This window comes from Lysobacter sp. 1R34A (genome assembly GCF_051217035.1).
Classification (GTDB): Bacteria; Pseudomonadota; Gammaproteobacteria; order Xanthomonadales; family Xanthomonadaceae; genus Lysobacter.
In genome coordinates, this window is the sequence record NZ_JBPKJP010000113.1 from 1 (window position 1) to 11,722 (window position 11,722).

The following is an 11,722-nucleotide window of genomic DNA, read 5'->3' on the forward strand; positions in this document are numbered from 1 at the left end:
GCGTCGCGGCCGGTGCCGCCGGGGCGGTCGCGGCCGGAGCGGTCTCGGTTTGAGCCGACGCTTGCGGCGCGGTCTCGGCCGCCGGCGTCGCCGACGTGTCGCCGTTCGCCGTGCCGCCCTGGCAACCGCTCAACACGGTCAACAGCGCGATGCCCAAGAGATTCACAGATTTCATAGCAATTCCTTGACTGATCGAGGTAACGGGGTGTCGCGGGTGAAGTCGTATTCGTTCGCCGAACGCGGCGGCGCGACAGACTGCGTTCGCAGTGCTGGCGGGCCCGGCTGGCTGAGGGAAAGTCGCTGACACGGGCACGACCGGGTCGGCCTGGCGGGACCGACGCACGCGCGACGACGAAAGGGCGGGAACCACCGAACGACGCGACCGCACTGCGCCGGCACGTACGCTTGCGCGCACGCGGCGACGGGCACGAGGCGACGCCGACCGAGCGGGCGAGACGGCGTTCCGGACGCGTACGCGAACGGAGCGCCGCGCGCTTACGCGGTCAGGACCTTCGGCTTGTGCTCTTGCGTCGGCGCGGCCTGCTGCGGCGCGTCCTGCTGGACCTGGAACGTCGACTGCTCGACCGGCTGGTTCGCCGCCTGAGCCTTGTTGACGTGGGCGCGTTGGCTGCCCGGGTCGGTCAAGCCGCCCTGGACCGCAAACAGCCCGCTTCCGTCCGCATTCGGCACCACGTGATCGATCCGGTTCAGACCGCTCACCTTGGCCTCGTACGTCAGCGTCGCCGCGGCGCGCTCCAGATCCTGGCGATTGTGGAACGCCTGCGGACCGAGCTTTTCCAGCCCGTCCACCGCGCTCTTGAACATCGCATGGTCCGGATGCGCCGCATTCGACAGCAAAGGCGCCTGCTCGGCCTTCCTCAACGCTTCCAGCGTCTTGGGGCCGGCAATGCCGTCGTCCTTCAGGCCGTGGGCCTGCTGGAACGCCTGCAGCGCCTGCTTGCTGCGATCGCCGAAGTCGCCGTCGGCCTTGAGCGGCTGCCCTTGCGCGTCGCGGTAGCCGAGCTTGTTGAGCGTTTCCTGCATGGCGCGCACTTCCGCGCCCTGCTCGCCGCGCTTCAACACGCCATCGGCCATCGCATCGCGTTCGGGTGCGCGCGGCGTGGTTTGGGCCTGGGCCGAAGATGCGTCGTTGACGGCCCGCCAGGCGGCTTGCGGCGTAAGGCCCTGGTCGATCGCGGCCTTGTACTCGGCCCGCATCGCCTGCAGCGCTTCGCCGGCCCGCTCGGCCGAGATCGAGGCGCGGTTGCCCCCCACTCCGCCGTAACGGCTGCGCCCGGTGTCGGGGTCGGCCACGCTCGCCCATTCGGCCGCCATCGCTTCCTGCGCATCGTGTAGCGTCACACCGGGCTTGCCGGTGATGTAGCCGTGGATGTCGGGGCGTTTCTGGACGATCAGGTAGTCGGAGAAGATCCGCTCCTGGAGCTCCGGCGTGAAGCGCTGGTCCGGGTCGAGCCGAAGCCCGCGGACTGCGCCGTCCATGGTGCCGGGGATGATTTGGTACTTGCCGACCGCGAACAGGCGGTCGGGATCGCGTCGCGGCAGGTGCTGCGCTTCTTGCAGCTCGCCGACGGTCATGCGCGAAAAATCAATCGTGGCGCCACGGGCGTCGCCCGCGCTTCCGCGATTGTATGAGTTGTATCCGCCCTCACCTTGCGCGATGAGGTCGCCTAGTCTGTTTCCCATTGTAGTGAGCCTCCAGCTCAAGCAAGTAAGTCGATGGTTACCTGGAAAACCGATTCATCCTGAATCTTTCCAGGCCATGCGAAACCGGCCGGAGCCGACTTCGACTTTACGGACCGGGCACTTGCAGACCCGGGACCGCAATGGCGCATCTGCGCCACGATTTCTTGCGAGCTGAAGCGGCCTCCTGGCCGGCCCTCAACCCTTGGAAGCTTTCGCGAAGCCCCACTCGGTAACGTTCAAGCGCGAATCTTCACCAGCGACGTTCCAGTCCTCGACCATTCCATAGGTCGTCACGTCCAACTTCTCGCCGCTGCTGACGCTTTCGAAGTGCATTATGCAGTAGCCATCGCCGCTGCAAGCATCCAATTCGGGAATTAGATCACAAATCTCGGCTTCGCCGCCCACATTTTTCTTGCAGGCCGGCTCCACCACCGGGGTCCAGCCGCCGTCGAGCACCAGCTTGCGAAGATCGGCGTAGGCCATGTCCTTCTTGAAGGCGGCCCCCAACTCGGTCGACGAGCGGGTCGGGCTCTTGGCGACGACCGCTTCGGCCGTGGCTTCAGAAGCGTTGCTATCCATCGCGTTCTCCATGGGCGCAGCGCGTTCGGTTTGCGCTTGAGCTTTGACGACTGGCGCCGCGTCCGCCTGTCCCCGGCCCGAGTCGGCGCTGCATGAGCAGAGCGAGGCGGCCAACAGCAACAGGATGATTCGATTCGGCTTCACTGCGACTCCTTTGCAGTCCAGGGCCGCAGGTTAGCACAGCCGCAAACGCACTCGAACCGCCCGCGGACACCGCCGGATCGCGCCGGGGCGAAGCCGATGAACGAGGCAAAGTCGGATGCTCAAGGCCTGCGGGTGAAGCGCATGGGCCCTTCCCTGTTCATCGATGAAGAGTATTCGCGGGCGGCCAAGACCCGTACCAGGCCAGCATCAATGCAGGCCTCGAAGCTTGTCGTCGAGGCCGCCCTCGCCTTCAAAGGACCGGCTTTCCGGGCCATGCCTGCCGGTCAAGGCGACACGAGCACGGGCTCTGTGCATTCCGAATAGACGATCCGGCATTTTCCGCTATCGCCCACGCTGGTACCGGCGCAGCGCTTGAGCGCGATCTTGCTGGCCGCCTCGACCGTGGCGCCGCTTTGCGCGATCACCCCGGCGCCTACCCCGACCACCGACGGCCATGCGATCACCGCGCACTGGTTCTCGTAAGCGAACAAGACCTGCCGGCAGCCTTTCGCGCCGCTGGCCTCGCAACGGTCCAAGGCTTCGCGCTCGGCCTTTCGCTTGCTCGGCTTGCCGACGGTCGTGCCGACATCGCCGCTGTCGAGGTCGATGGCGATCGCGCCCCAGGTCAGTTTCCAACTTGGGCCTGCTGGCGTCGCCTGCTGCGCCGACGCATTCTGCGGCCATGCGCTCGGCGGAATGCATTGCGGATTACCGGCCGAGGGCATGCCGGCTTGGCACTGCGCGGCGGCGACCGGGCTCCAAAGCGAACAAAGGGTGGCAAGCCCGGCCAGACACCTTGTCTTCATCTCAACATTCCCTGTTACCCCGGTGGTGCAAACGGTTCACGCCAGTACTTTACCCACCGAAACCGAAACAACCCGCGTTGAATGGGTGACCGCCGGGATGGAAATGGCGGCTCACTATGGGACGAGCTGCGGCACGCTGCAATTGCTGTAGTACACACGACAATTGGTGTCGTCATTACTGCATTGCCGCATACCTATTTCCGCCGCCCTTTCAACCGAGATGGCGGTATGAACGCTATATTTCTTATCGCCTGTGACAAGAATTGCACACTGGTCGAAATACGAGACGTCCAGAATGCATTTGCTTCCGCCCCTCTTCTTGCATTCCGACAGCGCCTGCCGTTCGGCTTGGCGCTTGGATTTCATTCCTGTCGAGGTGCCGAGTGCAGCATTAGGGGCATCCGTAGCGATAGCCCCCCAACGGCTTTCCCAGCGTTCCCGCGGGACGGCTTGCTGAGAGGGAGCATTCTGCGGCCAGGCGCCCGGCGGTATGCACGAAGGATTGCCACCAGACGGTATGCCTGCCGGGCATTGTGCCGTCGCGGATGCGGACCAAATGGCGCAAAGCAAGATCATTGATAAGCAAACCGTCTTCAACTCAACACTCCTTGTCCATATCGCCGCCAAGAATTGAAGCACTGCGATCTCAACTGCATCATTCTCGCAACACGAGTCGAGAACGCCAAGAAAGAACCGCTTACATCAATTTCCGCCCTGCTAATAAACGGCTCATGTCGCGAGACATGACTCGTTCCGTTCCAATATTTGTAATGCAAGCCACAGACTGAGCATTGTCGCATCAAACTTAAGAAACGAATCACCTAACGAGTATCGGCGGGATGCACTGTGGGTTGCCGGCCGAGGGCATGCCGGCTTCGCATCGCGCTAGAGAGCCCGGACTCCATAGCAATCCGACACCTAGAACGACCAACAGACGTAAGACCTTCATTTCAACACTTCCCGTCGATTCACCTACCGCGGGAATCAAAGTATCTGTTTATCCATCCGCTCGATTAAATCGAATCGCTCGTGCAAGAGGCGGTAAATGCAGCGATTCCTAAAGGCCGCCGTTCGGGCAGCGGATCGCCCAATTGTTCTCGTCAAACGGCACCGACGCCATTGCAGACGAATAGGATTCGGGCGCTTAGTGTTAAGAACCTGAGTCATCTGCCGAGTAAAGAGACTTCAGGCGCCGACGGAGAGCCGGTCCAAAGGTACAACGGCAACAATCGATGGCCACTCGCGCCAGCAAAAAGCCCATGTCCGAAGACATGGGCTTTTTCTTCAACACAAAGCGGCATTCGTTGACGATAACTCAAGCCCAGCGTTTAGGGACGTCTATCCGCCAACTTGAACAGCGTCGGAGCACCCCGAATAAACAATTCGACATCCCCCGCCAGCACCAGGGCCAGCACAATGCTTGATCGCATAGTCACTCGCCGACTCGATGGTCGGCCCGCTTGCGGCCTTGATGACTGCACCTTGTCCGAGCACCGTGGGCCACGCTACGGCCGCACATTGATTCTGATAAGTAAACAGAATCTTCTTGCAGCCTTTCGCGCCTTTCTCGGAGCAGCGACCCAGTGCTTCACGCTCAGCCTTTCGTTTGCTGAACTGCCCCACGGATGTACCGACATCTCCGTGATCCGGATCAATGGCGATCGCACCCCAAGTCAGCTTCCAAGTCGGCCCCGCGGGTCGCGCTGGAGCTGAATTTTGCGGCCAGGCGCTCGGCGGGATGCATTGCGGGTTTCCTGCTGAGGGCGTACCCGCTGGACACTGTGCCGAAGCTTGCCCACCACAGAAAAGCGCGAGAACCGCAAATATGGATAGGCCAACCGCTTTCATGACTTGAGTTTCCTTATTCCCTATTGCCGACTCCGCGCTGCCCAGGCCCCACGGGTGTGTCTGCGTTCGCTAAGCCACGTTGGCCCGGCATAGAAGTCTCGGCATGCATTGGTTGCCCAGTTGATACTCTCGGCGCTCCAGCCTGCTGAGGAACCATATTGGACTGATTAACCACGTTATCGCCGCCTCGATTCGGCGCACCAGCACCGTATTGCGACGGAATCCCGCCACCCGGCGAAGCGCCTTGCGACTGCGGCGGTGCGAACGAATTGTACGAACTGAACTGACCCAACACGCCCTGGAAGAACATCGCGGCCATCGGCGGTGCGCTGATGATCAACACCGTCAGGATCAAACCCAGACCGCCCTGCTGCAACGCCTGACTCGACATGCCCTGGGTGAACTCAGAGCCCCAGATCGCACCGGCGATCGCGGTACCCCAGAAGACGAGCGCCACCTTGGCGACCATCTTCATGGCGATCGCGACCATCGCACTCAACATCGCCATCGAAAACATGGTTCCGATGCCATAGTACAGCCACTTGCTGAACAGTTGCTTTGTCTGGTCGAACAGCAAACACAATATGAATATCGGTCCCAGTCCGATGAACAAGGCCATCGCAATTTCATAAAGCAACAGCGAGATACCCGCGGTAATCGCCGGCCCGCCGGTACCGAACCCGACCGCCCACATCGCCCGGGTCTTCTCGTCGGTCAATGCCGGATCGCTGACCACCTGCATGGCGTCGATGCTCGACCAGGCCAACTGCATCCAGCCCAGGTTCTCGTCGATCTGAGACTCCGGAGTGGAGTTCTCATCGCCGGTGACGACCCAGTTGATTTCCTTCTTGACGTCGTCGGTCAGGAACTCGTGCAAATTCGTTCCGAACACGCCCATCGAGGTAGCCACCGCGACGATGAAGGTCGCGCGCAGCGAATTGGTCACCAGGGCCATCATCGGCTCGCGCGAGATGCCGCTGACGATGCGGTAACCCTGCAAGAGGATCCACAACGTCATCAGAGTCAGCGCGATGCCGCCGACCCACTGCATGGCGTTACCCATCAGTTCCAGGCCGAACTCGCGGATTTCGCGGCGCAAGTAGTTCAGGATCAAACGGAAGAAGACGAAGTCGCCGACCGAATTGACGTGCAGATTGAGCCAGTCCAGCGGACTGGAGTTCGGCAGCCAGCCGCCGGTGAGGTTAAGTCCTTTAATCATCGCTGCACCCGCTATCCCTGGAATCGCTGTTGCCGGCCTGGCTCATCGTCCGCATGCGGAGAGCGGCCTTGATTCGAACGTCGCCGTTCGCCCTTGTCATTGCAGAGCCCCCGCCATGAGCCCAGTGCTGAGGACCGTGCCGATGATCGACTGCTTGCCCTTCAGGCCGCGCTTGGCGAGCGTATTCTGTTTGTCGACCATCGCCACGATGTAGGCATCGTAGATGGCCATCTGCGCCTGGTACATCTGGTACTTGATGTCGAGATCGTTCGCCAGGCGCATCGACTCGCTGTTCACGCCGTCCACGTTGCCCTGGTCGCTGCTGGTGCCGCGCTGGCTCTGCACTTGGCCGAGCAGCCGCTGCATTTCGGGCACCGTGTCGCGCGAGAACCTGACGGTGTAATTGAATTTCTCGACCTTGGCGCTCTCGATGTTCACGCAGATCTGCATCTGCTGCTCGGACAGATCGCCGTCGAGGCTCAAGCCGACCCTCGACATCAGGTTGCCGAGAATGCTGCCGCCGCCGCTCGGCTGGCGGCAGCGCTGTTCGACTACCTGCGCCTTGTCCAGCTCGCGCCAGGGCTCGGAGGTCGGCAGGCCGATCGGGTTGTCCAGGAAACTCTGGAACTTGATCAGCTGCTGCTGGAAATGCTGGTACTGCTTCTGCCACTCGGCCATTTCCTTGCCGAATTCCACCGCGCGCTCGACGCTGGTCGCGACCTGCTGACCGATGTTCGCGATCTGGTGACCAGGATCGGTGACGACCCATTGCGCGTTGACGCTGCCGGCCGCCATGACGCAGCTAAGCGCCAGGACGCCAACCGCAAGGTTCTTCTTGCACGCCTGCTTGGCATTCGTTTTCATCTTCCCTCTCCCGATCCGATAGTTGCCGCCGGCATCGCCGACCAGCGATCCATGCGCGCCGACTTACTGCAGCGCGCCGGCCATGAGCCCGGTGCTGAGCATCTGGCCCAGAGGGCTCGCCTGGCCCTTGAGCGCGCGCGTGGCCAAGGTGTTCTGCTTGTCCATCATCGTGGCGATGTAGGCGTCGTAGGTCCTCATCTGGGCCTGCCAAGCCTGGTACTTGATGTCCAGGTCGTTGGCCAGGCGCATCGATTCGCTGTCCACGCCCTGGATGTTGCCCTGGCTGCTGCTGGTCCCGCGCTGGTTCTGGATCTTGCCGAGCAGGCTCTGCATCTGCGGCACCGAGTCGCGGGCGAACTTGACGGTGTAGTTGAACTTGTCGACCTTGGCGCTTTCGATGTTCACGCACACCTGCAACTGCTGCTTGGCCAGGTCGCCGTTGAGCTGCAGGCCGACGCTGTCCATCAGCCGGCCCAGCAGGCTGCCGCCGGCATCGCCGCACTTCTGCTTGACGACCTCGGACTTGTCCAACTCGACCCAGGGCTCCGAGTTCGGCAGCGCGATCGGGTTGTTCAAGAAGCTCTGGAACTTGATGAGCTGCTGCTGGAAGTGTTCGTACTGCTTCTTCCACTCGTCCAGCTCTTTGGCGAACTCGCCGGCGCGTTCGGCGGAGACCGCGATCTGCTGGAAGACGTTCTGAAATGTATGACCAGGATCGGTAACCACCCATTGCGCGTTCACGCCACCGGCCGCCATCGCGCTACTCAACGCCAGTGCGCAGACAGCCAGCTTCTTGGTGCGTGCCTGCTTGGCAATGTTCGATTTCATCTTCCTTCTCCTGATCTGATGGTTGACGTCAGATACTGCTGAATAAACGGTTCGCCAGGCTCAAGCCGCGGCGGAATCGGAAACCGCCTTCTTGGCCTGGCCCTTGCCCGAGCCCTTGCGGTTGGCGAAAAAGTCCTGCAGCCAGTCGGCGGGCACCAAGTCGTTCTGGGATACGCCCTTTTTGAGTGCGGCCTTCTCGAGCACCTGATGCATGATGTCGATGTTGTCGGTCGACGCGGAAATGACCGACAAGGCATCGTCCATGCCGCGCAGGTTGAGCTGGCAGACCACCGCCGAGTGGCCCTGCTTGACCAGGAAGCAGCGCGAGCGCTCGTCGAGGCCCTTGACCACCTGGTACTCGGCGTCGGTGAGCTTGAGGCCTTCGATGTAGTCCTCGCGGCTGGCGTTCGGGTTCGGCAGCAGGATCAGGGTCGCGGTCTGTTCGATCAGCGACGCCGAGATGTCGCTGGCCAGCGCGTCTTCCGGGCTTTGGGTCGCGAAGATGCCCATGCCGTTCTGTTTACGGATGGTCTTCTGCTTGTTCTTGGCGAATTCCTTGAGGCCGCCGCTGCCGTCGAGGATCTTCCAGAATTCGTCCATGACGTAGATCAGCGGACGGCCGTCGATCAGCTCCTCGAGGCGGTGCAGCAGGTAATTGATCACCGGCACGCGCACTTCGGGGTTGTCGATCACATCGGTGTAGTCGAAGCCGATGATGTTGGCTTTTTCGAGGTTGATCGTGTCGACGGGGTTGTCGAACACCCAGCCCAGCGAGTTGCCCGCGGTCCACTTGCGCAGGCGCGCATACAGACCGTCGTCGCCCATGTTGGGCAGGCTCTTTTGCAGGTTGGTCATGCTACGCAGGTGCGGGGGCGTGTCGAGGATGTTCTCGACCGCGCGGAAAATGTCCTCTTCCTCGCGCGCCGAATAGACGCTCTTGCCAGCCAGCACCTTGATCAGGTCCGACAGGAACTGGGTATTGGTTTCGTTGTTCTCGCACTGGAACGGATTGAAGCCGGTCGGCTGGCCGTTCTCGAGAGCGAGGTAGTTGCCGCCGCAGGCGCGCACGAAGATCTCGGCGCCGCGGTCCTTGTCGAAAAAGAAGATCGTCGGCACCGGCTTGAGCTTTTGCACCTGGCTCAGCAGGAAGTTGATCAGCGCGGTTTTACCGGTACCCGACTTACCGATCACCATGGTATTAGCGATGGCCTTTTCGCCGAGCGAGTTCTCGGCCGGATGGGTCGCGTGGAAGTTGAAGTAATACGGCTGGCCGTTGGTCGTCTGCAGAGTGGTGACGCAGTCGCCCCAGGGGTTGTTCTCCTTCTTGCCGGTCGCGAAGTTATGCAGCGGCGACAGGCCGAGGAAGTTCAGCGAACTGACGTTGGCCAGGCGCGTGCGGTACTTCCAGTTGCCCGGGAACTGGGCATAGAACGACGAGGCCACGGCCAGGTCTTCCTTGGCCGAAATGAAACCGGCGTTGGACAGTTCGGCGCGCGACATCGCCAGGTGCTGGGCGAGCTTTTCCTGGCTGTCGGCGTACACGGTGAAAGTGAAGTGATACTCGCCGAGCACGAAGTTGCCCGAGGCGAGCTGGTCCATCGCCATGTCGAGCTCGATGATCTGGCTGACCGCCTTGTCGCCGGACGAAATCATCATGCCCTTGGTGCGGTCGAGCGCCTTCAGCGCGTCCTGCCGTCCCATCGGGCTGAACGAATGCGTCACGACGTATTCGAAGTCCAGGTACTTCAGGCCGTTGAGGATGCCCGGGTACGTGGCGTCGGTGTATTCCTTGATGTTGAGGATCGCACCGAAATGATTCACGCCGTTCGGCGTATTGATGACGAAGTCGCCGGACTTGTTCGAGAACATGTGCCGGCTGACCGGCAGATAGTTGTAGACCGGCGCCGGCAGCACCGGCACCGGCTCGTCGATGCGGTTGAGCAGGTAGCCGAAGAACTCCAGCGCCTCGGAGAACACCAGGCCGTTCTTGGCCTCGTACATGCCCAGCCGGTACGGAGCGTAGTCCTTGAGGACCGCCTCGACGTTGCTGGCCAGCTCCATGATCTTGCCGATCGCCTGTTCCTGTTCTTCCTTCAGCTGCTCGACGTTCGCCGACTTCTCGACGAAACGCTTGCCCGACACGATCGGGCGGTAAATCATCGTCAGGTACAGCTCGTTCTGCATGAGCTTCTGACTGGACAGCGACGCGAAGTAGCCGTCCGACAATTCCTGGTTGAAGAGCTGGTCGAACTGGTTCTTGGTGTTGATGCGGCGGCGGCGGCGGATGTCGTGCACCCAGAACGCCACGTTGACGAAGTCCGGAGCGCGCAGGGTCTGCAGCATCCGGTTGAAGGTGTTGTGGCGATGCTCCAGCTCCCACTCCTCGCGCCCGACGAACGGCAGCCCACCCAGGTGCCACACCAACAGGAAGTCGCCCCCGGTCGTCTTCAGGACCGTCGGCGATACGTGGGTGGACAGCGGGATGAACTCGCTGATCGGAGCGTCGGGCGTCAACATAGGGTCGGTACGTGCCTGAGGGGTGGACGAAGCGGTTGTTTGAGGCTGGACGGCTTGGACGGTAACTGCGGTATCGGAAACAACGATGACGCCAGCGGCAGTCGTGGGACCCGGCGGTGGGTTGCCGGCAAAGCCGGACGTCATTGCGGGCGAGCCGCAATGACGTCCGGACTTCATTTTTTCGCTTTCTTGTCGCTGGGACTGCGATACAGATTCGGCGTGAACACCCACATGCCCTGGTGGTGTTCCAGGTTGCGCACGCGAGTGCGGAACTGGAGCCTCAGGCCGAGCAGGCGAAAGATCAGTTCGTCTCGCCGCGTCATCTGCCGCATGATGAAAATCACGATCGGCAGCAACACGATGCACCACATGTTGATGTAGAACGTCAGCAGGATCGAAGCCCCCGCGCCGATGGCGAAGGGAATGTACGGCACGCCGAGGAACATCGGCGGGCGCGTACAGCCGCGAAACAGCGCGTTCTTATGCATAGGTGGTCAGGACGTGCATCACCATGCCGACCGGAGCGCCGACGTCTTCCGGGATGACCATGCGGGCCAGCTGGGCGGCCGCGCCGATCAGGAAGCCGCCGATCAGGACCGGGGCCACGTCGGCGATGCGCTTGTGGGCGAAGGCGATCTGGTAGCCGGCGAAGATCACGGCGATCGTCACGATGGCGATCGAGGCGACGTTCAGCAGGCCGTTGAGCTTGGTGATGAAGCCGGTGACGCGACCTTCCGCATCGGCGCCGCCGCCCTGGGCGAACGCCAGCTCCGGCGCGGCGAGCATGCCGACGAACAGGGCCGCCATGCCGAAGGCAGAAACGAAGTTCTTGAGAATGGTGTTGTTCATGAAGAGATCCCTTCTAGTTCGCGAGTGGACAAAGGTGGTGGAGAAGAATCGTGGGTCTATCGTGGGTCTAGGGAGTAAAGCTTGGGTGCGGCTAGGGTTTGGCGCTGGTGGATCGGTGGTCAGAAAACGAAGGCCTGGTCGCCCGGCGAAGGCTCCTTCGACGGAGCGGCCGCGGCGGTGGCCGCGTTCATCGGCATCACCTTGACCGGCTGCGATGCCTGCGGGACCAACGCGGCCATGCCCATCGAAACGGGCGGGACCGCAGACGGTGAAGAAATCGGCGTTGGTGTAGCAGACAACGGCAATTGGGGCATCGCCGCGGCCATCGGCGGCGGCGGCGCCGGCTGCGACGTGGCCAGGGCGG

13 protein-coding genes and 1 pseudogene are annotated in these 11,722 nt (G+C 62.0%); 3 read left to right on the forward strand and 11 right to left on the reverse strand.

The genetic code is table 11. From position 1 onward, the window contains the following. Nucleotides 1–495: 495 nt before the first annotated feature. From ACSAMQ_RS17935 to ACSAMQ_RS17950, 4 genes are all read right to left on the reverse strand, one after another. Entirely contained in the window at nucleotides 496–1,596 is a 1,101-nt protein-coding gene (locus ACSAMQ_RS17935) for an XVIPCD domain-containing protein (protein ID WP_435396966.1), read from the reverse strand. A 303-nt stretch (nucleotides 1,597–1,899) separates the two neighbouring features. After that, nucleotides 1,900–2,427 (reverse strand): hypothetical protein, encoded by a 528-nt coding sequence (locus ACSAMQ_RS17940; protein WP_435396967.1) that lies wholly within the window; start codon nucleotides 2,425–2,427, stop codon nucleotides 1,900–1,902. A 284-nt stretch (nucleotides 2,428–2,711) separates the two neighbouring features. Continuing rightward, nucleotides 2,712–3,233 (reverse strand): DUF4189 domain-containing protein, encoded by a 522-nt coding sequence (locus tag ACSAMQ_RS17945; protein ID WP_435396968.1) that lies wholly within the window; start codon nucleotides 3,231–3,233, stop codon nucleotides 2,712–2,714. A 114-nt stretch (nucleotides 3,234–3,347) separates the two neighbouring features. Continuing rightward, the gene (locus tag ACSAMQ_RS17950; RefSeq protein WP_435396976.1) at nucleotides 3,348–3,791 is read right to left on the reverse strand and encodes a DUF4189 domain-containing protein; all 444 of its coding nucleotides are present in this window, start codon (nucleotides 3,789–3,791) and stop codon (nucleotides 3,348–3,350) included. Here ACSAMQ_RS17950 and ACSAMQ_RS17955 point away from each other — a divergent pair. Both ACSAMQ_RS17955 and ACSAMQ_RS17960 read left to right on the forward strand, forming a co-directional pair. Beyond that, nucleotides 3,724–3,867 carry a hypothetical protein gene (locus ACSAMQ_RS17955; RefSeq protein WP_435396977.1) on the forward strand — a complete coding sequence of 48 codons (144 nt, stop codon included), beginning with the start codon at nucleotides 3,724–3,726 and terminating at the stop codon, nucleotides 3,865–3,867. The genes ACSAMQ_RS17950 and ACSAMQ_RS17955 overlap by 68 nt on opposite strands. A 625-nt stretch (nucleotides 3,868–4,492) precedes the next feature. Beyond that, on the forward strand, nucleotides 4,493–4,657 hold the full coding sequence (locus tag ACSAMQ_RS17960; protein ID WP_435396978.1) for a hypothetical protein: 165 nt from the start codon (nucleotides 4,493–4,495) through the stop codon (nucleotides 4,655–4,657). Between the two features lies 1 nt (nucleotide 4,658). On the opposite strand, the pseudogene ACSAMQ_RS17965 reads toward ACSAMQ_RS17960, so the two are convergent. The 7 genes and pseudogenes from ACSAMQ_RS17965 to ACSAMQ_RS17995 all read right to left on the reverse strand — a co-directional run. Then, nucleotides 4,659–5,081: pseudogene (locus ACSAMQ_RS17965) on the reverse strand (DUF4189 domain-containing protein); the annotation flags it as partial. 13 nt (nucleotides 5,082–5,094) lie between these two features. After that, nucleotides 5,095–6,300, reverse strand: a complete 1,206-nt coding sequence (locus tag ACSAMQ_RS17970; protein WP_435396969.1) for a type IV secretion system protein — start codon at nucleotides 6,298–6,300, stop codon at nucleotides 5,095–5,097. 96 nt (nucleotides 6,301–6,396) lie between these two features. Next, entirely contained in the window at nucleotides 6,397–7,164 is a 768-nt protein-coding gene (locus ACSAMQ_RS17975; protein WP_435396970.1) for a hypothetical protein, read from the reverse strand. 63 nt (nucleotides 7,165–7,227) lie between these two features. Next, nucleotides 7,228–7,992: a hypothetical protein gene (locus ACSAMQ_RS17980; RefSeq protein ID WP_435396971.1), complete on the reverse strand. Its 765-nt coding sequence runs from the start codon at nucleotides 7,990–7,992 to the stop codon at nucleotides 7,228–7,230. 60 nt (nucleotides 7,993–8,052) lie between these two features. After that, entirely contained in the window at nucleotides 8,053–10,509 is a 2,457-nt protein-coding gene (locus ACSAMQ_RS17985; RefSeq protein ID WP_435396972.1) for a VirB4 family type IV secretion/conjugal transfer ATPase, read from the reverse strand. A 173-nt stretch (nucleotides 10,510–10,682) separates the two neighbouring features. Beyond that, the gene (locus ACSAMQ_RS17990; RefSeq protein WP_435396973.1) at nucleotides 10,683–10,997 is read right to left on the reverse strand and encodes a type IV secretion system protein VirB3; all 315 of its coding nucleotides are present in this window, start codon (nucleotides 10,995–10,997) and stop codon (nucleotides 10,683–10,685) included. Further along, nucleotides 10,990–11,358, reverse strand: coding sequence for a TrbC/VirB2 family protein (locus ACSAMQ_RS17995; protein ID WP_435396974.1), 369 nt, complete (start codon nucleotides 11,356–11,358; stop codon nucleotides 10,990–10,992). The genes ACSAMQ_RS17990 and ACSAMQ_RS17995 overlap by 8 nt, the downstream gene beginning before the upstream one ends. 177 nt (nucleotides 11,359–11,535) lie before the next feature. Between ACSAMQ_RS17995 and ACSAMQ_RS18000 the strand changes: the two genes are divergently transcribed. Next, nucleotides 11,536–11,722: hypothetical protein (locus ACSAMQ_RS18000; RefSeq protein ID WP_435396975.1), on the forward strand; the 187-nt coding region annotated here is incomplete at its 3' end.

What these genes read in the sequence shown, in the direction of transcription:
- ACSAMQ_RS17985 (WP_435396972.1), bottom strand. Translation starts at nt 10,509, where the DNA reads ATGTTGACGCCCGACGCTCCGATCAGCGAGTTCATCCCGCTGTCCACC.
- ACSAMQ_RS17960 (WP_435396978.1), top strand. Translation starts at nt 4,493, where the DNA reads ATGTCCGAAGACATGGGCTTTTTCTTCAACACAAAGCGGCATTCGTTG.
- ACSAMQ_RS17935 (WP_435396966.1), bottom strand. Translation starts at nt 1,596, where the DNA reads ATGACCGTCGGCGAGCTGCAAGAAGCGCAGCACCTGCCGCGACGCGAT.
- ACSAMQ_RS17975 (WP_435396970.1), bottom strand. Translation starts at nt 7,164, where the DNA reads ATGAAAACGAATGCCAAGCAGGCGTGCAAGAAGAACCTTGCGGTTGGC.
- ACSAMQ_RS17945 (WP_435396968.1), bottom strand. Translation starts at nt 3,233, where the DNA reads ATGAAGACAAGGTGTCTGGCCGGGCTTGCCACCCTTTGTTCGCTTTGG.
- ACSAMQ_RS17980 (WP_435396971.1), bottom strand. Translation starts at nt 7,992, where the DNA reads ATGAAATCGAACATTGCCAAGCAGGCACGCACCAAGAAGCTGGCTGTC.
- ACSAMQ_RS17955 (WP_435396977.1), top strand. Translation starts at nt 3,724, where the DNA reads ATGCACGAAGGATTGCCACCAGACGGTATGCCTGCCGGGCATTGTGCC.
- ACSAMQ_RS17995 (WP_435396974.1), bottom strand. Translation starts at nt 11,358, where the DNA reads ATGAACAACACCATTCTCAAGAACTTCGTTTCTGCCTTCGGCATGGCG.
- ACSAMQ_RS17990 (WP_435396973.1), bottom strand. Translation starts at nt 10,997, where the DNA reads ATGCATAAGAACGCGCTGTTTCGCGGCTGTACGCGCCCGCCGATGTTC.
- ACSAMQ_RS17970 (WP_435396969.1), bottom strand. Translation starts at nt 6,300, where the DNA reads ATGATTAAAGGACTTAACCTCACCGGCGGCTGGCTGCCGAACTCCAGT.